Source organism: Trinickia sp. NRRL B-1857 (assembly GCF_050470685.1).
In the GTDB taxonomy this organism is placed as follows: domain Bacteria; phylum Pseudomonadota; class Gammaproteobacteria; order Burkholderiales; family Burkholderiaceae; genus Trinickia.
Genome location: NZ_JBFLUK010000001.1, coordinates 2889210 through 2909498, shown reverse-complemented (window position 1 = coordinate 2909498; position 20289 = coordinate 2889210). Strand labels below are relative to the sequence as shown.

The 20289-nt window shown below is 58.8% G+C and carries 20 protein-coding genes; 17 read left to right on the top strand and 3 right to left on the bottom strand.

From position 1 onward, the window contains the following. Positions 1 to 16: 16 nt before the first annotated feature. Genes AB1286_RS13015 through AB1286_RS13005 form a run of 3 tightly spaced genes read left to right on the top strand, consistent with a single transcriptional unit; the run spans position 17 to position 2432 of the window. The gene (locus AB1286_RS13015) at positions 17 to 544 is read left to right on the top strand and encodes a PAAR domain-containing protein (RefSeq protein ID WP_430363675.1); all 528 of its coding nucleotides are present in this window, start codon (positions 17 to 19) and stop codon (positions 542 to 544) included. Continuing rightward, positions 541 to 1311 (top strand): nuclease, encoded by a 771-nt coding sequence (locus AB1286_RS13010; RefSeq protein ID WP_430363674.1) that lies wholly within the window; start codon positions 541 to 543, stop codon positions 1309 to 1311. Before AB1286_RS13015 ends, AB1286_RS13010 begins: the two co-directional genes overlap by 4 nt. Before the next feature lie 5 nt (positions 1312 to 1316). Then, a complete protein-coding gene (locus AB1286_RS13005) occupies positions 1317 to 2432 on the top strand; it encodes a type VI immunity family protein (RefSeq protein WP_430363673.1) in 1116 nt (371 codons plus the stop codon). A gap of 220 nt (positions 2433 to 2652) precedes the next feature. On the opposite strand, the gene AB1286_RS13000 is transcribed toward AB1286_RS13005, so the two are convergent. Both AB1286_RS13000 and AB1286_RS12995 read right to left on the bottom strand, forming a co-directional pair. After that, positions 2653 to 3444 (bottom strand): hypothetical protein, encoded by a 792-nt coding sequence (locus AB1286_RS13000; RefSeq protein WP_430363672.1) that lies wholly within the window; start codon positions 3442 to 3444, stop codon positions 2653 to 2655. Positions 3445 to 3993: 549 nt separating this feature from the next. Further along, positions 3994 to 7047, bottom strand: a complete 3054-nt coding sequence (locus AB1286_RS12995; protein WP_430363671.1) for a UvrD-helicase domain-containing protein — start codon at positions 7045 to 7047, stop codon at positions 3994 to 3996. 376 nt (positions 7048 to 7423) lie between these two features. Here AB1286_RS12995 and AB1286_RS12990 point away from each other — a divergent pair, with 376 nt between their 5' ends. The 9 genes from AB1286_RS12990 to AB1286_RS12950 all read left to right on the top strand — a co-directional run bounded on the left by AB1286_RS12990 (position 7424) and on the right by AB1286_RS12950 (position 14324). Continuing rightward, complete coding sequence (locus AB1286_RS12990) at positions 7424 to 8197, top strand: hypothetical protein (protein WP_430363670.1); 774 nt, start codon at positions 7424 to 7426, stop codon at positions 8195 to 8197. 117 nt (positions 8198 to 8314) lie between these two features. Next, the gene (locus tag AB1286_RS12985) at positions 8315 to 9280 is read left to right on the top strand and encodes a DUF932 domain-containing protein (RefSeq protein WP_430363669.1); all 966 of its coding nucleotides are present in this window, start codon (positions 8315 to 8317) and stop codon (positions 9278 to 9280) included. Positions 9281 to 9366: 86 nt separating this feature from the next. Next, positions 9367 to 10362: a YqaJ viral recombinase family protein gene (locus AB1286_RS12980; RefSeq protein ID WP_430363668.1), complete on the top strand. Its 996-nt coding sequence runs from the start codon at positions 9367 to 9369 to the stop codon at positions 10360 to 10362. 12 nt (positions 10363 to 10374) lie between these two features. Beyond that, on the top strand, positions 10375 to 10602 hold the full coding sequence (locus AB1286_RS12975) for a hypothetical protein (protein WP_430363667.1): 228 nt from the start codon (positions 10375 to 10377) through the stop codon (positions 10600 to 10602). An 85-nt stretch (positions 10603 to 10687) separates the two neighbouring features. Continuing rightward, on the top strand, positions 10688 to 11623 hold the full coding sequence (locus tag AB1286_RS12970; RefSeq protein WP_430363666.1) for a phage capsid protein: 936 nt from the start codon (positions 10688 to 10690) through the stop codon (positions 11621 to 11623). Continuing rightward, the gene (locus AB1286_RS12965) at positions 11620 to 12672 is read left to right on the top strand and encodes a hypothetical protein (RefSeq protein ID WP_430363665.1); all 1053 of its coding nucleotides are present in this window, start codon (positions 11620 to 11622) and stop codon (positions 12670 to 12672) included. Before AB1286_RS12970 ends, AB1286_RS12965 begins: the two co-directional genes overlap by 4 nt. A gap of 64 nt (positions 12673 to 12736) precedes the next feature. Continuing rightward, positions 12737 to 13546, top strand: a complete 810-nt coding sequence (locus AB1286_RS12960) for a DUF4942 domain-containing protein (protein WP_430363664.1) — start codon at positions 12737 to 12739, stop codon at positions 13544 to 13546. 126 nt (positions 13547 to 13672) lie between these two features. After that, positions 13673 to 13972 (top strand): hypothetical protein, encoded by a 300-nt coding sequence (locus tag AB1286_RS12955; RefSeq protein ID WP_430363663.1) that lies wholly within the window; start codon positions 13673 to 13675, stop codon positions 13970 to 13972. A gap of 34 nt (positions 13973 to 14006) precedes the next feature. Next, a complete protein-coding gene (locus tag AB1286_RS12950) occupies positions 14007 to 14324 on the top strand; it encodes a hypothetical protein (protein WP_430363662.1) in 318 nt (105 codons plus the stop codon). On the opposite strand, the gene AB1286_RS12945 is transcribed toward AB1286_RS12950, so the two are convergent. After that, the gene (locus tag AB1286_RS12945) at positions 14321 to 14689 is read right to left on the bottom strand and encodes a helix-turn-helix domain-containing protein (protein WP_430363661.1); all 369 of its coding nucleotides are present in this window, start codon (positions 14687 to 14689) and stop codon (positions 14321 to 14323) included. The two genes, AB1286_RS12950 and AB1286_RS12945, sit on opposite strands and share 4 nt — an antisense overlap. Positions 14690 to 14995: 306 nt before the next feature. Here AB1286_RS12945 and AB1286_RS12940 point away from each other — a divergent pair, with 306 nt between their 5' ends. The 5 genes from AB1286_RS12940 to AB1286_RS12920 all read left to right on the top strand — a co-directional run bounded on the left by AB1286_RS12940 (position 14996) and on the right by AB1286_RS12920 (position 20096). After that, on the top strand, positions 14996 to 16732 hold the full coding sequence (locus AB1286_RS12940) for a hypothetical protein (RefSeq protein WP_430365057.1): 1737 nt from the start codon (positions 14996 to 14998) through the stop codon (positions 16730 to 16732). Between the two features lie 213 nt (positions 16733 to 16945). Further along, positions 16946 to 17260: a hypothetical protein gene (locus tag AB1286_RS12935; RefSeq protein ID WP_430363660.1), complete on the top strand. Its 315-nt coding sequence runs from the start codon at positions 16946 to 16948 to the stop codon at positions 17258 to 17260. Positions 17261 to 17274: 14 nt separating this feature from the next. Next, positions 17275 to 17616, top strand: coding sequence for a hypothetical protein (locus AB1286_RS12930; RefSeq protein ID WP_430363659.1), 342 nt, complete (start codon positions 17275 to 17277; stop codon positions 17614 to 17616). 388 nt (positions 17617 to 18004) lie between these two features. Beyond that, positions 18005 to 18580: a hypothetical protein gene (locus AB1286_RS12925; RefSeq protein WP_430363658.1), complete on the top strand. Its 576-nt coding sequence runs from the start codon at positions 18005 to 18007 to the stop codon at positions 18578 to 18580. Between the two features lie 469 nt (positions 18581 to 19049). Next, entirely contained in the window at positions 19050 to 20096 is a 1047-nt protein-coding gene (locus AB1286_RS12920) for a hypothetical protein (protein WP_430363657.1), read from the top strand. The last annotated feature ends 193 nt before the right edge of the window (positions 20097 to 20289 follow it).

Genomic DNA, 20289 nt, shown 5'->3' with positions numbered 1-20289 from the left:
AGAGAGGGCATGCGTTATGGGTTTTTCTTTCATTCGCGAAGGCGACACGACGTCGCACGGTGGTCGAGTGCTTGCGTGTTCGCCGGAGAATAAGTCGGACGGCGTCCCCCTCGCGCTCTTGGGCGACAAAGTGTCGTGCCCCAAGTGTGGTGGGATCTACCCGATCGTCGGGGTCAAGAACCTCGGTGTGACGTTCGATGGTCGGCCCGTCGCCTCCGAAGGCGATACAACGGCATGTGGCGCCACGCTCATCGCATCGCAAAACAATACGACGGCTGAGCCTACCAGCGGCAGCTCCGTAGGCGGCGGGAAGAGCGTGCTATCCGAGACGAACCCGCAAACGCCATATCGCGGGCGTTTCCAGGTGCTGGACGATGTAACACGCAAACCCGTCGCAGGCCATCCCTACACCGTCACCTCCGCAGACGGTCAAACGATCGAAGGCGTGACCGACGACAGCGGGTATACGGATTGGCTGGACAATTCTCAGGCATCATCGCTCATGTTTAACCAACCAGGGACGGCCGGGGCGAGCAAGGGATGAGCGGTTACTCTGGCAGCTCAGCACCCGGCAACATGAGTAGCGGCGAAGGACACACGACCGTCGTCGGCCTCAACAGCCGGTTGTCCGGCAAGGACGAGGAAGTGCTTTGCGGTGTCATGTGCCCGTGCAGTCGAATCGGTGTTGCGACGCGCCCAATGCGCGACGGCGCGCGAATCATGAGGCAGAAATGCGTCGAACAACGGTTGAATGCAATGAACGAATCATCCATTGCGCAGTTCGGAGCACCGACGGAATACCGTCCGGAAGTTGCTTACGACATGAGCCCAAAGCCGCCAGCGCCACCGGTCCCGATCATGTCGGAGGAAGATTCGTTAGCCCCGCACAATTCGATGGTGCGTTGGATTATCGACAACTGGCCAGGCGGAATGAAAGGCTACCGTGCGGGGAAGGACGCCGGACTCGAACAAATTCGCCGTCCCGACGTCGTCATTGTGCAAGACCCTACTCAGCCGCCCGTGCAGTCAAATATCAAGACCGTTGTCGAAATGAAGTTCGAAGACGAATATCGTGATCGACAAAGGGATGCTTACGTCCGCATCGCCGGGGGCGATAAAAAGGTAGTGACACTGCGACCGGCAGACTGTGGGTGCCGCAACGAGGATCCAGACGAGAAGCCCGCACAGTCAACGCAAACACAGTCCGACGCGGAAGAAATCTTCGGCCTAGGCTCCGGCGGAGCGAATCAGGCGCTTCCCCCTCAGCCGCCGAACGGTCCCGTAGTGTTTCCCGGCTACGCTATTCCCTGAACATCATGACAAAAGACGAACTGGCAGCTTGGGCCAACGACCCGCGACGCCAAGATACATTGCCTTTCGGGCTGTTCGAGCCTCCCTATCAAAAAGGGATCGTCGGTGCTGCCCTTGTAGTGCGGGGCGTGCTGTACTTCAAGAACGGCCACTCGGCCCCCGTGCGCCAAACACTTGCGCAATGCTACGACCGCTACATGGCGGCGATCGAAGCATACGAGGTGGCCGTAACAGAAATCGAAGGCCGCGAGTCGCTGAAAACCAGCCCAATGCACTGGTTTTACGCGGAGGGAGAAAACCCGGTCGCGTTCGAAAAATCTGCCGGCTTCCCCGGCCTTGCAAAGCGGCTTCCTAGTAGCGCGGCGCTTGTTTCGAGCACGACCAGTGCCGACCATAAGCTCGCGGCTGGTTTCTACGACTTCTCGGTATTCTGCCTAGAGGACTGGGAGGCTGATGCTGGCCGCAGTCTCGATGTCATGACATTCAGCGCTCCGCGCGGCTTCCTTCAACGGTGCCCTGGGACCTTCGAGAAGTTGTTCGCCGACTTTGCAGCGTCACTTCCGACGGTTCATGGACATGCCGGCTACGCGGTCAACCTGCCTCCAATGGGCCGAGAACCGAATGAGGCAAGCGAATATTTTTGGGCGCGGCTGTACGGCCCCGGTCTCGACGTTGGTAGCCCAAGACGCACCTGCGTACGTGGTCTAGTAGACCGAATCAAGACCGTCGATTGGCTGGTGGCAATCGATGCCGACCTAGCTCGCCGCGTGGGCTGGCCATATGACCTGATGCTCCCCCCCGATTGGTTCAACAAAACGCCGCTTGCTGGGGGCCGTGTGGTCATTCAAGCGGGGGCGGAACCGCAAACAGGTGTCTCAATGGGCAAGGGACAATCGCCAAGACCGCCAGTCACATATGTGCTATTGAATCACGCGCTGCGTGCGATCGTTGCCGACACTATCGACAGCCTGCAAGATGGCACGATCAAAAGTACAGCACCGCTTCTAAGCACCACGATTGCGAGCGAGGCATGGTTGCGGCGCTTCAACGTACCTGACGATGAGATCAACGGGTACTGGGTCGAGTTGCATAAAACGCCAAGGCTCTCGCCGTCATCGTAAGTGCAACTCAAACTCAACGATAACGCGTGGTCAATGACCTCCGCTAGCTCAGCGAAGCGGCGCGAGCATTTCTACGCACGCCGCTTCGGGCCAGAGATCGATGTGGGCTCCGCTCATCGCCGAACTCTTGAAATCGTTGCTCATGGTAGACGGCTGTCTAGACCTAGGATCCAGATGGGTTGCGAACTTGTATAGTCGGCGACGCCGGTCGTGCGCCCGATTATCCCTCCTCGCGTCGCGAAACCGATGTTCTGGCCACGCCAAACGACTCCTCGTCGCCCGACAACGTGACAACGACTATCGGAATCGCTGGCGGTCGATCTGCCAGATGCGCAATATCCAGTGGCGGCAAATCACCACGTGACATGAAAGCCCGCCTCGGCCCGACAAACGGAAGCGTGCTGGTAATCGATGTCGGGCCGGCAGCAGTCATGAATGCGGCCCCGATGTGAATCCGATCTTGACCGTACCCCGGCATCACAACGCCAACGTACGCGCCACGTAGGTCAGATACCATCTGGGACCAGACGTTCCCTGGCGGGGTGGTGACCAGACGCCCCAAAGTACCTTTCACACCAACACCCAACACGGCGTCGACAAAACCGCTTGGCTTAGTCAGAAAAGGGCCCGGCATCGAACGTGGCCAACCAACCTGATACGGTGGAAACGAGAATGCCGCGTTAGCCCACGCAGCTCCTTTAGGCGCGAGCAGATAGCGGGCACAGTCTTTCAGACCAATTGCGCCATACGCACCTGGGCCAAGCACATAAGAGTTGATGAGATTTGTTTTTTGCGTGTCCCGATGGAGATGGATGTGCAACGTTCTATTGACGTTTTCAAGCAATCGCCGCTCAAGTTTCGTGGACGACCCGCTCGTTAGTCGGTTGTACTTCGGTGTAACCTTGGCTTGTAAAAGCAGAGCATTCTCGTCGATCAAATGGCCGGTCGGTAGTTCCTTCCTAACGATGAGCAGCAGATCAGCGAGCTCGCAGTTGGCGATCTGGCCCGTCATGTCGGTGAACGTCGCCTGCGGAGTTCCGTCAATCCATATCGACTCAACGCGCACAGCTAACCCCGGACAGGCTGACGCGATTCGCCGAGCGAGTAGGCGAAGTGACGATTTCCGGTGAAGATACTTCAAGGCTTCTCTTTCCAGCCCATGCGGCAAAACGCCGGCCTTATAACTTGCGTGGAGTCGATTCCAGTTGATCCAACCAAAATGTGACACGTACACGTTCCCCCGAAAATTTATACACCTGCCTCAATTCGCAACCGGAGGCAGTTGATCTCGTCACTTGTAGAGTGGCGGTCACCGTGCGATCGATCTTGCATTGCTAGCAGTCCCCGAGCGAGCGCCAAAGCAATTGCACACATCACTGTGATCGAGAAAGGATCCAGGACGCAGCCTGATCCCAATGCCGAGTTGGTAATCGTCGCAACTATCGTGGGGCCTCGCCTTGGGATGCGACTGCCGTACTCCACTACAGACCACAGCAGCTCTCGTTTTCGTCCGTCCCACCCGCCAAGGCCGATCCATCGCGCTTCACCCGACGCCGAATAGCTATGCGATGGCCGCCTCCTCATCTGGCAGAGCCAATCCCGGAAAACGGTTTTCTTCCCCCACAAAACCGCAGTACGGCGCGCGAGAACAAGCGACCTTGTTCAACCTGTTTCTGCGCCGACGAAGCCACCCGAACCTGCAATGCGGGCAAAGATGCCGCACGACGCCGGTCATCCGCTCGAACTGCACGACGCCTCGCACCGGATACTGCTCCAACTCATGAACAAACATGCTCGGACGCGCGCCCACACACAACAAAGTCACTTGACGCTTGGCCCGTGTAAGCCCCACATAGAACAGCCGGCGCTCTTCTTCGTGCCGATTCTTCTGCGTCGGCAATAGCAGTTCAGTTAACGGCTCGGGAACACCATCGCGTGGATAGCCCCCCTTCCCCGCGTCAAGCCCTACCATGACAACGAAGTCGGCACCAAGCCCCTTCGAGCCATGTAGAGAATGGTGCGAAAGCAACAAACCGCGTGGCTCGAACCTCGCCGTCAAGTCGTCAAGCACGGCTTGTGTCAGTCCTTCGGGAAGATGCTTTTTCTGCCGATTGCGCGTCAGAATAAAGACCGTCGCCGGCTCGCCGCGAGCGGCGTTGATCTTTGCAATGCGCTCTAATTCCTGCTCTAACGCAGCCATGCGCGCGACCGCTGAATCCGCGTGCTCAACCACTCGCACCACCGACTCCTTCGAGGGGTTATTCGCTTGCACCGGCTTATCAATCAGCGCGCCTGGACCGCTGCGCATAACAAACCAGCGGGCGACATCGGCGATGCCTTGTGCGCAGCGGAACGTCTTCTTCAGCATGGAAGGGGCCGTCCATCTGGGCCGTAATGGCGAAGCACCAGCAGCCGCAAGCGTCCTCGCAAGGCCATCGTACGTACTGCGGAAGATTCCCACGTCTGAACCGGCAAAGCGGTTAATCGACTGCCAGTCGTCGCCGACACAGAACAGCACCGAGTCTTTGGCATGTTGATCGAGCAAGCCCTGTACGAATTGTGCTCGCAGGCGCGAGATATCTTGAAATTCGTCCACAAGAATGAGCTTGTACGAGGTCAAAGGCTTCGTGGCAGCGCACAGGGCGGCAACCGCTCCGCTGATCATTCCGGCGTAGTCGATGAGCGGCCTTTTGCCCTCGCGCTCAGACTCCTCCATTCGAAGATCGAGCGCGCGAAGTAACTCGCGCATCCAACTAAGAAAAGACATCGCGCGCACTCGATTGGCGTCGTCAAGGCGATCCGCGCGAGCCTGAATGTCTTCAAAGGTTAGGCCGGAATCCCGGAACCTCGACACGAAATCGGAAATGAGATCGATGATCGAGTCCTCCTGTGCCAGTTCGAGCAAAGCTCGCACACGGCGACTCTGGTCCACGGCCGGAATCGAAATGCCCCTAGCGACTAGCTCTCGTTCGAGATTGGCAAAAAGGCTGCCGTCGGTGAATTGCCCGCTCCGTGTCTCAAAAAATCGAGAAACGGTCCCTCTCCCCCCCAGAGAAATACGTTGGAGCACCCCCCGCTTGTGCCTGGCTCGTGCCTCGTAGGATGCTCCAAGGAACGCGGGAGCACGCCCTTGCGCGTCCAGCCCGAAGTGTTCGTGAATGATTCGCCGGCTCGGGTCAACGGGGTTGGCATACGAAAAGTCCGGCCGATAGACACGAACCTGTTCATCCTCCGGCAGATCACGGTTAATTTCCTCGGTGATCCAAGCCGGCGCTGGCTGCTCGTACTGGAAATCGACCCCGCGCAAATGCAACCAATTGACGATTCGCGCCTCTTCGCTAGAGCGCACATAGAGGTCAGGCACAAAGGTCGGCACAGTGGCCTCGAATGGCTTGGCATCGCGCCGTGCGTTGCGTGCGATACGTTTGCACATCGCCTCGTAGCGGGATTCGCGTTCGGCGAGCGAAGCCTCATCGAACGGTTCAAGCTCTGGAACGGGGAAGCGATAGGCGCCCGCCCAGTTCAAGAGGGCATCGGCAAACCCAGAGCTATCGTTGGCCTGTACAAGATCGAGCAGTATCGATCGCAACAGCCTCTTTCCCGCAGAGCCCGCAAAGTCAATCACTCGCGGCCGACTCGACTTACCGCGCTCGCGCTGCTTCTGCATCCACAGCTTCAGGCCAAGCGAATGGAAGGTCCGCGCCTCCACATGAATCGGGCGATCGAGCTCGCGACCAACGTTCTCCTCGATCCGTTCACGAAGCTCCTTGGCTGCTGCTTTGTTGTACGCGAGCACCAAAATCTCGTCATCGGCAAAGTGGCCCGCCTTGAGCGCATACCCCACTTTGCTGACCATGACAGATGTTTTCCCTGACCCAGCCGCCGCGACGGTGACGTTGGCATCGTCGAAGCGCAACGAGGCGTCCACCTGCTCGCCGGTCAAAGCGGTCGCTTCGATGTGAGAAAAGTACGCAGCCTGCGCTTTTGACTCGCGTAAGACGAATTCCTCGTTGTGCTTGGCGCGCGCTTCGTGCGGCTTCGTGAAGAACAGTTTGACCGCATCAAAGCGCTGCCTCAACGCCTCATTGACAGGCGCTGGCGTAAGGAACGGATGCCCGCTCCACGCGTTGAATCGATCACGGGTTGCCTTCGAGTTCAAGTCGGCATGGGTAGCAACTAGTTGCTCGACCCCGCTGTAGCGCACATAGCGCGATGCGTCAAAGAGCGCATTCCTCTCTTCGTCAAACTTGGTCAACGCCTCATCGATCCGAATCCGCTCGTCCGTCAGAGCTGCTTCGATCGCTGCGACAATGCTCTTACGCAGTTCGCGTACTACCGACCCCCGGGCAATATAAGCGTTCGGAAATACTTGGCGCTCGGTGCGCTGCACCGTCAGGTCCAACTTCTCCAGCCCCAGCCAGCGAAGCCAGAAGGGCCCACCAACGATCTCCGCAGAAACGACCTTCTCCAAGGAGATTGATTCGGACTGCACACCGACCAGGTGGTACGGAGACGAAAGCTGTACGATTAGCTCCGTTGGGCGACGACCACACAAGAGCGCGTGCCACCAATTTTCCGCAAAACGTTGGGAACGAATACGATTTTCTATTTTCAACTTCACTTCCTGTCGCAAAGCTTACTAATTCAATCAATTTTTTATTCTGGAAACCCGCGTGTCACCCGGCCACGCCTCATCCGGAGCAATTCGGCCACCGCCGGTCCGATCCGCCTGCCTTTTCCTATATCGTTTTCATTGCGGCTGCCAACAGGGGTCCCGCCAGAGCGAAACAGTGCCCGAATGCGACCAGGATGTAACTGTCAAACATGACAGGGTATCGAACTTGGCACCAAGTCGGTCGCACCTGCTCGCCGGCCCCGGCATCGCACTGATTCCAGATCTTTTCGAACCTATATCACTTCCTTGAGCACGCCCAGCTACGGCTGCTCCGTCGACGCAATCTCGCTTCGGCGCACGTCGCTCAGGAGGTTTCATGTCCCCCACCGTCATCTTCGCCGCAGTCAATACAGCGGTTATTGTTGTCGCAACAGGCATCGCATTCTTGATCTGGCGCAGGCGGCAGGTAGTGCCGACTTCGCCGTCGTTTCCACCCGTCTCGGCCGCAGCAGCGTCCGCATCGAGTGCCGCTTCGTGGGATCCGTTCGACGGCGAGTGGGAAGCGCACGCCCCCTATCCGGCTCATGCACTGGACGCGATTCACAGTCCCTTATCGCTTTCGCGCCATCCATCGGAAATCGACTCGCACTACCGGTCATCCGAACTCTCAACGGCCGGCGCGGGCGAGGCACACGAACCCGGCAATCCGTCCACCCCTCGTCATCGAGCGCCTGTGGTCACCGAATCTGAACCGGACCATTCCTCGTTTTTCCCGTTCTCGCCGGGGTGGACGGCCGAAGCTCTCCCGAGCAGAGATTCACCGCTTCAGTGTCCGCATTGTCAATCCGCTCGCATAGACACGCTAAATGTTGGCCGCAAAGCAGGCAGCACGATCGGCAGCGTGGCCGGCGCAACCAGTTGCGTAGCGATGGCGCTGTCGGGAGCAGAAACCGGCGCCACAGTCGGTGCGATCGGAGGGCCGGTCGGCTCGATCTTCGGCGGAATAGCAGGTGCCGTGATCGCCGGCCTCCTCGGCAGTGCAGCCGGATCGGCAGCCGGCTCTGCTGTAGGTGCGGTCATCGACGACAACATCCTCGACAACTACCGGTGCCTATCGTGCGGCTCGTCGTTCGGCGCACAACACATTTGATCGTCGCTCTCGCGACACTCGTCCTGACCTTGCGTCTTCTCAGACTGCCTTTCATCTCCACCAAGCTGCCCGGCATGTGCCGGGCGTTATGCCTTCTCTATCGAACAGGAGTATTCAGTGCATCTCGTCCAATCCATGGCCTACGTCGGCCAAGAACCGTGGCATGGCCTCGGCAACAAGCTCGCCCCCAAGCAGCCTATCGAAGTCTGGGCCGATCGCGCGGGCATGAACTGGACCATCGAGGCATCGGAAGTCCGATACGTGACCGGCTCCTCCGGAATCGGCGCGATTCACGCGTTCGCCGATCAGAAAGTGCTTTATCGGTCCGACACGAAAGCGCCGCTCTCCGTCGTCTCCGCCCGCTATCAGATCGTTCAACCTCGGGAGATTCTGGAGTTCTATCGGGACCTAACCGAAGTCGGCGGCTTCGAACTGGAGACCGCTGGCGTGCTCAAGGAAGGTCGCAAGTTCTGGGCGTTGGCCAAGACCGGGCAATCCGGGCTATTGAAGGGCAAAGACAAGGTGAGCGGCTATCTGTTGCTCGCTACCGCGTGCGACGGCACGCTCGCCACCACCGCGCAGTTCACGTCCGTGCGCGTCGTCTGCAATAACACCTTGCAAATCGCGCTGGGCGACAGCACCGGCGCGGTCAAGGTCCCCCATCGCTCGCAATTCGATCCGCAGGCGGTCAAGCGCCAACTTGGCATCGCAATATCGTCGTGGGATGCATTCATGGTGCGTACGAAGGCGCTCGCCGATCGAAAGGTGTCCGACTCGACAGCCGAAGCGTTCTTGCGGCGCGTTCTGACGTATCCCGCCACGCATCTCACCGATCGCTCAACGCTTGCCGTGAACGAGCGCGCCATCAAGGCCGTTGGCGAGCTCTATGCCGGACGAGGCAAGGGGTCGGACATGGCGTCCGCATCGGGCACCGCCTGGGGTTTGGTGAACGCCGTTACGGAGTATGTGGATTTTCATCGTCGGGCGCGAAGCGACGATCATCGACGCGATGCCGCTTGGTTCGGCCAAGGTGCGCTGCTCAAGCAAAAGGCGTGGGACGAAGCACTCAAGCTCGTGGTGTAGATCACCGTCCTTCTCCGCTCCATCTTTCTCCATTTTGGGCCCTGCCGAACATCTGCTCGCCGGGCCACCTCATTTCTGGAGGTCGTATGAGTGCCATTCAACCCGACCGACCGAGCCGTCGTCGGCCTGCACTAAAGCTCGTCAAGACACAAGAACTGAGCCGCGAAGATTGGCTCGCCGTGCGCCGCACTGGTATCGGCGGATCAGACGCCGCCGCTGCCGTGGGACTCAATCCGTACATGAGCGCCTTAGAGCTTTGGCTCGACAAAACGGGACGAGCCGAAGGCATGCCCCGCCCGGCTCCCGACGATACGACATCGCCCACCTACTGGGGGACGCTGCTCGAACCCATCGTCGCGGCGTCCTATACCAAGCAAACCGGCAATAGGGTTCGACGGGTCAACGCCGTTCTGCGTCACCCCACGATCCCCTTCATGCTCGCCAACGTCGACCGTGAAGTGGTGGGCTGCTGCGATGTTCAACTTCTGGAGTGCAAAACGGCGGGCGAGTTCGGCGCGCGTCTGTGGCGAGCGGGCGTGCCCGAATACGTCGAGTTACAGGTACAGCATCAGCTCGCGGTCACCGGCAAGCAGGCAGCACATGTTGCCGTCTTACTGTGTGGGCAGGCGCTAGAGATCTATCGCATCGAACGAGACGACGCACTGATCGGCCGGCTCGTCGAACTCGAAGCGCGATTTTGGCATTACGTCGAATCCGATACGCCGCCGCCTGCGGACGGCTCCGAATCGGCAGACCGTGCTTTGCGGCATCTCTATCCCGGTAACGGCGGCGCCGTGGACTTTACGGACGACCGGCAGCTCTCGTCGGTGTTTGCCGACCTCGTTGCCGTGCGCGCGCAGATCGAAACGCAGCAAGCGATCGAAGCACAGTTAAAGCAAACGATCCAGCAGGCGATGGGCGAGGCAACGCGTGCGGTGTTCGAGACGGGGCAAGTCTCGTTCAAGCGCAGCCGAGATTCATCCACCGTCGACCTGGCTCGGCTGCTCGCCGATCACCCCGAGTTGGAACAGCAATACGCCGGGTCGAAACCCGGTTCGCGCCGCTTTCTCATTTCCACCTGATCGGAGTGGGCCGTGACGAATCTCGAATGCCTCGCGCAGATTATGACTTTTTCTCAGTACGGCGCGCTCGCGCAAGCGTTCGTCATGGACGCACTGAGCAAGCACGCCGAGCACATCGCGCAGATGCCGCTTGAACAGTTGGAGGAGAAATTCGGCGATCACCCGATGATCGGCGCCAACGCTTGGCAGCTCGTCGCCAAAGAGATTCACGAAAAGCTCGAGGCTCACTTCGCTCAGTAGCGGCCCGCCAAGCGATTTGCATCGACAACCAGGCGCGGTGACTCCCTCCTCGTCCCCCGCACTCCCTTCCAATTTGAGGACCATCATGCTCAAAGGTTTAGCCATTACCCCGCCCGTCGTTGGGCGCATTGCCATCGGACGTATCGTCGAGAAGGCCGGCAAGCGTCTGCCCGAGAAGGACGACCAATTCACATTGACAACCCAAGTTCAGCAGCGCGGCGAATGGTTGCTTCACCCGCTCAACGAACAACTACGCAAAGCCACGTCGGGCAAGCTGCGCGCGATACCGGTGCGTGTGCTCTTCAACGATCCGGACCTGAACCTACGGGCCGACTACAGCCTGTTCGATCGCGACACCGGCCGTCCCGTGTGCGTCGGCGACGGTCAGACATGCAAGCGTACGACTGACAAAGGCATCGAGGCACTGCCGTGCGCCTCGCCTGACGGCTGCACGTTCGGCCGGCAAGGCGGCTGCAAACCGTATGCACGGCTAAACGTACTTATTGGTGACGAAGGAGGAGACGAGCTTGGCTCGTTCATATTTCGCACGACATCCTGGAACTCGATCCGTACGCTAGCTGCGCGCCTGCACTATTTCAGCGCCGTATCGGGCAACCTTCTCGCTTGCCTACCGCTTCAGCTAGTCATCAGGGGCAAGTCGACGACGCAAAGCTACCGCTCGGCGATCTACTACGTCGATCTATCGGTACGCGCGGGTAGCACGCTCGAAGAAGCGCTCGGGCAGGCGCGGGAACTGGACGCCCGGCGCAAGGCGGCTGGTTTCGATCAAGCCGCGCTCGATGCCGTCGCCCGGCTAGGCTTCGCCAATGGAGCATTCGAGGACAGCGCTGAGGAGCAGGCAGCCGTGGCGGAGGAATTCTATCCGCCGTCGGAGCAGCAGAAGGAACCGCCGAAATCGGATGGCAATCCGCATCCCACTGAGAGCGGATCAGTCACACGTCCGACGCTACGCGAGAAGCTGGATCGTCAAGCGGTACTGCTCGGGGGAGCGGCGGCATGACAACGCAACGCGGGGCGTTTGCCCTAGCAGTCGCGGCCACGAGTACGGCCGTCACGCTATCCGTCCTATCTGGCTGGCAGCGTGGCGGCACATTGCCGGAGCGGCTGGTGTGGGTCGCGATCGGCGTCGTGCTGGTCGTCACCGCGCACCTCCTACCGGCACTCGCGCGCTCGGCCAACTTGCGGGTACAACTCGTTGCCGCCGGGTTGTGGGCGGGCTGCATGGGGGCGGCTGTCTATGGCCATGCGGTCTTCTTTCTCATTGCGCAAGCCCATGCGGGCGAACGGCGCGCAGCGGCGGTGCCGCCACCTGTCATGTCGCCTGGCCGCAGTCTCACGGCCGTCATGGACGAGCGTGCCATCGTGACCGCACAGCTTACGGCCGCCGATGTTCGGCGTTGCGTGCGGGACTGCCCAAGCCTGCGGGTGCGTCGCGCATCGCTCACTGCACGGCTCGATGCGCTCAACGCCGAAGCCAGCGAGATCCGGCGTCAGGAGGCAGTCACCGATCGAGTCACGGCGCAGCGTGACGCGTTACTCGCCGACCCGGTCACGTCGCGACTCGCTGGGCTACTCGGTACGACTGCCCCGCGCATCGATCTACTGTCGGGACTGATGTTCGCCGCAGTCCTGGAAGGCGTGGCCTGTCTACTGTGGATGCTCACGCTGGAGGCGTCGCCGTTACCGGTGCCCGCCTCCGTCGTGAGTGAGCCGACGCCAAGCAGAGTCGCACCGGTCGCGGCCGTGACTGCCGAGACCGAACCCGTGGTAACGAGCGCTGCGGCAAGTCACGTCGACGAGACCGCGAATCACGAAGGCGTATTGCCCAGTCACGACAGCACGACTCCCAGTCGCGCCCCGCGTGACGATCCGCTTACGCCGTTACCGGACGTCGGCTCCTCCGGTGACGATGTGGCCCGGCTGCTCCGCGACATCGCTGCGGGTCGTCTGCGTCCCACCGTCGCCGAGATCCGTCGTCATCTCGGATGCTCTCAGGCGAAGGCAGCCGCACTCCGCCGCCAGCTCGCCGCACATCACGCAACGGCATAGACGCCGGGCCTCGCGCCCGGCGTTTTCTTTCCAACCTTTCTAACCTTTTATCACGCCCAACGTCATGGATACGACCACCGACCTCGTCAAGAGTGTCAGCATTACCAATCTCGCCAACCAGCGTGCCGCCGTCGTCGAACGCGTGCATGCCGCGCTCGATCTACTCAACGAAGCCGAACAGCTCGCGAGGGCAGCCCATCTGGGCTTCCCGCGACTCGTGCTCGACGACGCTTACGCCTGTCGCGGCAGGCCGAGCGTTACCGGGGAATACGCCAAACGCGACGAGGCTGAGGGCGCCATCGTGCGTGTAATCGACGTTCGAGGCTGGAGTTATCTGCTCTCCGAGTCAGGCTTGCGCACTTTCATGGATGCTCAAGCCCGAGAGCAATGGGACCGGCAACTCTCCGAAGGCGATGTGCCCGAACTCTCAGCGGCCAATATCGAAGCGACGTTCTCACAACTCTACGGCGCACGCGGGGATATGTTCGAGCGTGGCGTGATCCAGTGTTTTCGGCGACTGTCGTGGGATTACAAGACCAATCGGCCCTTCAAGTTCGGCAAACGAATCATCGTCAAGCGCCTGCTGTCGGACGGCTGCACGAATCACCGCGTCACCAATGAACTGGACGACCTCGTGCGTGCGTTCTGCATACTCGACGGCAAGCCCGAGCCGGATCATCGGCTTGGGGCTTATGCCCTCGTCTCGGACGCTCGACAAGCACGACACAGCGAAGCCGAACACGCCTATTTCCATTTACGTTGGTTCAAGAACGGAAACGGGCATCTGACGTTCGCGCGAGCCGATCTGGTTGAGCGCATGAACCTGATTCTCGCGAAGCACTACCCAAACGCACTCGCCGCAGAAACCCGGTAGCTCGCTCCCTTCCCCTCGCTGTCCACAGACGCGCATCGCGTCTCAGTCCTTTTCCCATTGTTTCAACGCTCTCGCATCCGGCATGACCGGAGGCCAGCGCTCGACCGTTTCCAGGAGAAATTTATCTTGAATGTTCCTTCGACTCGTCACGCCGGCCCGCGCTTCAAGCTCGGCCGCATCCTTGCCACGCCCGGTGCGCTGGAAATCATCGCCGATGCCGGCGTCTCAATCGTCGACCTACTGATTCGGCACCTGCGAGGCGATTTCGGCGAGATCGCGGAGTCCGACCGGGCGCAAAACGAACTGGCAATTGCAACCGGGAACCGCATTTTGTCGAGCTACGTCCTCGTGAACCGCCATACAGTATGGCTCGTCACGGAAGCGGACCGCTCATCCACCACCTTCTTGTTGCCGGGGGACTATTGAAATGCCGGCCAACCGTCTCCCATCCAAGATCCGCATGCAGACGCGCGTCCAACCCGGCTGCGTCCTTGTCTCTTTGGGCGTGCTCACGGCCCTGGACGCCGTCCAGGTCCCGCTCGTCCATTTCCTCATTCGCCACATGCGCGGCGATTGGGGCAGATTGAGCGACGAGGACTGGCAGCGCAACGAAAAGGCTTACGCGACCGGAGACTACCTGCTGTCGAGTTACGTCCTATCGAGCGGACAAAAGGTTTGGATCCAAACAACCGGCGGGCGGTCAGCAACTGTCGTCCTATTGCCGGCTGAGGATTCTAAGCTGGAGCGGTCCTTGAGCGACACACTACACGGCCGTTAGCGACGGCCCGTATCCGCTTGGCGGCGAGTTAAACGCGTTGACAGGCGTTCGAAGACCTCCAGCAACATTGTTCGATCAGCCGTAGAAAGCCGCGACATTAACCGATCCAGGTGATTTGCCTGGTCGCTCGATCGGCTGCTGGCCTCAGTTAGAAGGTCTGCCGCATCGCAGGCGAAGATGTCCGCCAATTCGAAGAGGCGCACTACGGTGGGGATGACGGTCCCTCGTTCCATCCGCGACACGGCCTCCAGGCCAATGCCCAGACGCTCCGCCACTTGTTCCTGCGTCAATCCGCTCGTAACGCGCTGCTTCGCGATGGCTCGCCCCACCGCCACGGCTAGATCTTCAGTGCCCGATTTCGGCATGGTCTCTCCCGGTCAACTGGAATGGTCGAGCACCATCCTTTTGACATGAAGGACTTTTAGGGGTGATATTCAACTTTTTAGGCGATTTGCCGATATATTCATCGACGGCCCATAGCTAGCGGGCACGAGGTACCTGCCATGACAACGATTAGCGCTGGGGAGCGGGGCAAGCGGCCATTGAGCACCCCGCAAAATTGCGGGGCAAAGGGACGCCCCTACTTTTAGGGGCAATCATTGAAGAAAAGGACTTGAAAATTGAAACCTATTCGTAATGCACGTTTGACGAAGCTTGCGATCGCCGCTTCCATGGCGGTGTCGCTGGCCGCATGCGGCGGTGGAGGCGGCGGTTCGTCGTCAAGCTCCACGTCCACGCCGATATTGACTTCGCAGCTCTCAGGCAAAGCGATCGACGGATACTTATCCGGCGCCACGGTGTGCTTCGATAACGGGGCAGGCGCATGCGACACCTCACTGCCGTCCACGACCACCGACGCGAGCGGCAATTACACCCTCAAGGTCACTGGAAACGCTACCGGTAAGCAGATCGACGTCATCGTTACCCCGAGCACAACCGACCTGTCGAATCCCACGACACCGTTCACGTCGACCTTCACGCTTTCGGCCATCGTCTCGGGGACCTCGCAGAACGTCACACCGCTCACGACGATGGTTGTCTCGCAACTCAACGCCGGACTCACATCGGACCAGGCTAAGCAGGCTGTGCAAAACCTTGTCGGAAGCAGCGTCGATCCCAACGCAGACTACGTTTCCAACGGCGACAGCGGTACCGCCTCGGTCGCAGCAAGCATGGTCAGTCACATGACCGCACTCGCCGGCCAAGGTGCAATCTCCTGGGCGCAGGTGCAAGCCACGATGAATGCCTACGCAGCCAAAGGCAATGTCGCGGGCGTCCAGCAATCGGACGTCGATTCGCAGCTCGCCAATCCAGCCTTCAGCAAAGCAATCGACGCGACCGCAGCACTTGCCAATCCGCTCTATACCGTCGACGGCGACCTGACGCAATTCATCTTCGGCAGCAGCAACTTTTCCGTAGCGCTCTCGCCTGTTCGTGAAAATTTCACACTCAATGGCTCGACGCTGTCGGTCACGCAAGAGATTCAGTCAAGCGGAAACTGGTCCGCAGCCTCGCCCGTCGGTAGCTACGACGCGGGGTTCAGCGGATCCTGGATTTCGCTCGATGGCGGCGTGGGCGCGTACGAGATGAGGGCCGATGGCTCGTGGACGAACTGGCTGACGGCGGCGCAACTGCACCCGTCCTATAGCCTGTCGACGGCCGGCACGAACTTTGTCGGCACCGATCCGAACACGGGCGACACGGTCACCGTCTCGTATCGGACAACGGACGTCAGCGGCCAGCCGTTGTCTTCGGCATTGCAGATCGACTATCGCAATCCGGTTCGAGGTGCGATGACCGGCACATTTCCTTCAGGCACTACCGCCTACCTTGCAACAACCGCCTATACCAATGATCGACTGATGCTCGTGAACCAGGGGCTCGGTCAGGCTTGGGTGAATGGCGCGGACGTGAACTCGTCGACAACCGTCAATGGCTCCGTGCTATACAGCCTTGGGGATCCGAACACGACTTACACGTCGGTGCAACAGGCTGTTGGGACGCAGACGGACATCGCCGGCGGCTGCCTGCTGCTGAGCATCCAGACCGGCGGTGTTGCTCAGATCGTCGAAAGCGGAAAGTTGGGATGCAACTACGCCAACGAGCCGCTCTCATTCCCGGTGACGGGAAGCTGGTCGGTCTACCCGCGCAATGCCAACGTCATCAGGATCAGCTTGCCGAAGGCGATCGGTGCAGCCAACGTGCCGATCGAAGACACGATCAAGAACACCATCAACGCGGGCGGCTCACTCGTTGTAGGGCTGGTGAACGGCAAACTGATGGGAGGCTTCATGCTGCCCGCCAACGCGCTGGCGACTGTCGCACAGTTCCCTTCGTCCGTCACCGATACCATCGCGGCGTCGATGCGCGCGGCGGCGGCGAAGATCGGCCTCACGCAGAACCCGTAACGCACGGTAGCCTCACGCGTATCGGCGCCACTGCAATCTTACGCAGTGCCGAAACATGTTGCGGCTGATCGCCCACGACGATTTGTATCTGGTTCTGGCAATGCAAGTCAGCCCTCGGATCGCCAGAACCCTTGCGCCGACCGGTTCGCCGGTCGGCGTCTTTTTCCTTCCACGAGCCGCCCTCGACGGCTCTTCACTTCAAGCCCCATCCCCATGAAAACGCTCATTGCCTCATTGTGCGCGACGCTGGCGCTCGTCGGCTGCTCAGACAGCCATCTGAAGCTCACGCTCCAACGTGACGCATACCTTCCCATGTTTCCGCAACTGCGCATCACCGCCGTTGGCCAGGACGTGACGATCAAGAATGTCCAAGTCAACGGCGGTGACTGCGAACTCATCAGTTCCGAGCGGTTTCCTCGCACGGTTCGACACGGAAACTCGACGGCTGTCGACGTGCGCGCCAACTGTGACGACGTATCGAAAGTCGCCGTCGAAACGGATGACGGCACCTTCAACTTCACGTTTTGAAATGAGACATTCCCATGAAGCGCTTCCTCGTACTGCTCGCCGCCGCAAGTTCGCTCTCGAATGCCTACGCCGGGTTGTCCTGCGTCTACACGAAGACGAAGACACTTCCGAACTACAACCTCGCACTCGCACATCCGATTACAGTCTATCGAGAGCCGGACGCGAAATCGGAATCCCACCAGATAACCGACGTCGGTGCGTACTACGTGATCGCGACAAAAAACGGCTTCATCAAGCTCGCAGATCCACGCTACTACGAAAAGAATCCGGCATACTCGTTCGCAGGCTGGGCCAAAAAGAATGACTTTGACGCTGTCGCGTATCGAAACTGCGTCGCGACTTCAACGCCCCAGTAAATTCCATGAGCCTCGACGGTCGACGGGTGAGCTTCTACCATCCGTCGCGCCCGGTTTTTTGCGCGCGCCCACGTCCATCAGGTGCGAGAAACATGCCATCGTCAGCCTCACCCGAGTCAGCGATCTCCAACAGGCACGGACTTCGGCAGTCGACCCGAAGCTGCCGGTCGACCCGCCGCAGTTCCGGGGACAGGTATCAAAACGAAACGGTCATTCCGTGCCGTCATTCACGGTTCAGCGATCGGCCATAGCTGAGGTTGACCGGCGATTCGCTTAGATCTGCGTCGTTGGTCGTCAAGAGATGGCATTATGGATGCCAATCCCGCTTATATGAGGGCGAGTGCGAAAATAGGTTTGCGGGTTGTGATTTTTAAAACGGAGCTGACTGATGGTTGGAAAATTTAATGATTTTATATATAGTGAAAAAATAAAACGCATAAATCTCCAAGAGGAACTAAAAAAATTAATTAATTATGCCGCAGATGATGTGCTGGTTGTTCTGCGAGTCCATCTCATGTGCGAGAGCATTTTGGAGGCGTGGGTTTGCGCGAGCATCGAAAGAGTTGATTTTTTCGATAGCCCAGTCAAATTGAAGCTTACATTTTCAAATAAACTTGCCATTGCTAGAAATTTATCTCTTCCGATACCGGCATTTAAGTTTTTTAAATCAATCAATGATTTAAGAAACGAATTTTCACATAATTTTGACTACAGGGATATTCCACATGGGAAATCCAGCAGCTTAAAGGATCTCATATCCGATCTATCAACCTTCGCACCATCCGACGTAACCATAAAAAACAATTCTGAAATTTTGCACGGAATTTCGGATCAAAAAACTCCGGAAAGAATAAAATTATGTCTGTTATTTTTATTCTTTCCCATTCAGTTACAACTTGCGCTGGCAGCAAAACCTGAGGTGAAAGAGCAAAAAAAAACTGCAACACTCACTATGAAGCTGTGAGCATGACCACAAGTAGCCCCTATTGTCCTGACATGGTCACCGGTCACGCTTGCCAAGACCGATATCAGACTCGAGACAATTCGGTGCACCGCCGTCCTAGAATACGAATTCCTCTGGCGAAAGCATGGCGAAACCTCCCGTCCGAGTCGCATGGAGGGTTGACTCCCTCCTGTCAACCCTACAAGCGCGAGATAGGGCGCGCCCAGCTGTTCAAGTATTTCTCGCTGCGAGGGACCGCTTCGCATCGCTTGCACCCACGATGCCGGAGTGATGTCATCGCGCGCGGCACGGTTAGCCCATTTCAGTTCCTCGAAACAACGCCGAACCCATGTACATCTCTCTGAAATACCCGCGCGCTCCCTTTCGTCGAACTGCGACCGCAAGGTACGCAGCTAATTATCGAGTCGAGCCCCCTATCAGCATCGCAGGGAGCGGCCGCACGGATTTCGTCACCGACAAATGATGCCCCATGAACGACAAGCCGAAGATCGAGTGGACCGTTGAGAAAATCCGTCTTCTCTCCGAGGAAGAAGTGGCGACGCTACAGCAAAACGCCGCAACGCGGGACAATCTAAATGTCGTGTGTAACTGTGAGCAGGTCAAGGAAGAACGCCGACTCGCTGGGAGGTCATCACGAAAGTCTCAGTCCGGGATCACCGGCAACAAGCGGCAGAAGCGCGCGTTCTCAATCCCCGAGAACGCGATCGATGTCTTAGCTAACGCCATTCTCGCTCTTCCCGAAGCGACTGGCGAGCCTAACGCCATCGCGAGGCTTCACCTGCAAAAGAATCCGAAAAGGACCTTGGGGGACCTTTGGCAGCAATTCATTATCTGCGGATTCTCGAGCCAAGAGGACAGTGAAGAGGGAAGCGCACTCAGCAGATTCGTCGCAGCAAACAGCCCACTGCTCGACCTTACACAGGTGACGACCAACGGCTGCGACGAGGCGTGGGTGACCCAACAAATCCGCGCGCACCTGAAGCGGCAGCTGCGCAACAAGATCGGCCTTGTGATCGGGTCATATGGGCACTTTTACAGAGCAGGCAGTCCTACTGACTTGCTTCGTGACTTATGCAGAGAGCCAGGGGCGTTGAAGCTGTTCTGGGACCTAGCTCGCAATGACATCAACGATCGTGAATTAGTCACGTCAGCGGCGTTTAGTCGAACAATCGATCATTCGGCCTTTCCGCATATTGGAAACAAGCAAGTGCGGAACATTTTGGTGAATTCTGGTTTGGCTCACAACGTGGTTCCGCTGGATTCCCGCTGGCAAAAATTCTTCGGTACGGTACTGGTGACGAACAAATACACGTTCCAGTACATTCCGCACTACCTCGCTGTGGAAGACTGCCTTCGATCGGCGCTCATTCGAGTTCACGCGTTACGCCCAGACATCCCCAACCTTGCCGTACTCGATGCACTGGTGTTCGCGCAGATGTCAAAACAAGGCATTGGCCCTGGTGGTTGGTTTGGAATCACTACCACTCACCCGCCGCAGGTGTTCTCTTGTTCGTAGACGGGCTTCTGGCCAGGAAAGGCCCAACCGGGCTCTATGCTTGGGACGCATCCATTCCATCCACGTTTGGTGTCACCGGTTGCAAGCCCCTGGATGCGGAGAGTCCAGTGATAATATGAAGTTGACCCGCTTCTACGGACGGATTTGCAGTAGCGATCGATATGTGATTTAACCTCCGTTAAGCGGTAAGTCG

Excerpts from the sequence above, each read along its gene's own strand:
- AB1286_RS13015 (WP_430363675.1), top strand. The coding sequence starts at position 17 with ATGGGTTTTTCTTTCATTCGCGAAGGCGACACGACGTCGCACGGTGGT.
- AB1286_RS12945 (WP_430363661.1), bottom strand. The coding sequence starts at position 14,689 with ATGCCGAAATCGGGCACTGAAGATCTAGCCGTGGCGGTGGGGCGAGCC.
- AB1286_RS12925 (WP_430363658.1), top strand. The coding sequence starts at position 18,005 with ATGGTTGGAAAATTTAATGATTTTATATATAGTGAAAAAATAAAACGC.
- AB1286_RS12965 (WP_430363665.1), top strand. The coding sequence starts at position 11,620 with ATGACAACGCAACGCGGGGCGTTTGCCCTAGCAGTCGCGGCCACGAGT.
- AB1286_RS12940 (WP_430365057.1), top strand. The coding sequence starts at position 14,996 with ATGGCGGTGTCGCTGGCCGCATGCGGCGGTGGAGGCGGCGGTTCGTCG.
- AB1286_RS12990 (WP_430363670.1), top strand. The coding sequence starts at position 7,424 with ATGTCCCCCACCGTCATCTTCGCCGCAGTCAATACAGCGGTTATTGTT.
- AB1286_RS12930 (WP_430363659.1), top strand. The coding sequence starts at position 17,275 with ATGAAGCGCTTCCTCGTACTGCTCGCCGCCGCAAGTTCGCTCTCGAAT.
- AB1286_RS12970 (WP_430363666.1), top strand. The coding sequence starts at position 10,688 with ATGCTCAAAGGTTTAGCCATTACCCCGCCCGTCGTTGGGCGCATTGCC.
- AB1286_RS13010 (WP_430363674.1), top strand. The coding sequence starts at position 541 with ATGAGCGGTTACTCTGGCAGCTCAGCACCCGGCAACATGAGTAGCGGC.
- AB1286_RS13000 (WP_430363672.1), bottom strand. The coding sequence starts at position 3,444 with ATGACGGGCCAGATCGCCAACTGCGAGCTCGCTGATCTGCTGCTCATC.
- AB1286_RS12935 (WP_430363660.1), top strand. The coding sequence starts at position 16,946 with ATGAAAACGCTCATTGCCTCATTGTGCGCGACGCTGGCGCTCGTCGGC.
- AB1286_RS12960 (WP_430363664.1), top strand. The coding sequence starts at position 12,737 with ATGGATACGACCACCGACCTCGTCAAGAGTGTCAGCATTACCAATCTC.
- AB1286_RS12980 (WP_430363668.1), top strand. The coding sequence starts at position 9,367 with ATGAGTGCCATTCAACCCGACCGACCGAGCCGTCGTCGGCCTGCACTA.
- AB1286_RS12920 (WP_430363657.1), top strand. The coding sequence starts at position 19,050 with ATGAACGACAAGCCGAAGATCGAGTGGACCGTTGAGAAAATCCGTCTT.
- AB1286_RS12950 (WP_430363662.1), top strand. The coding sequence starts at position 14,007 with ATGCAGACGCGCGTCCAACCCGGCTGCGTCCTTGTCTCTTTGGGCGTG.
- AB1286_RS13005 (WP_430363673.1), top strand. The coding sequence starts at position 1,317 with ATGACAAAAGACGAACTGGCAGCTTGGGCCAACGACCCGCGACGCCAA.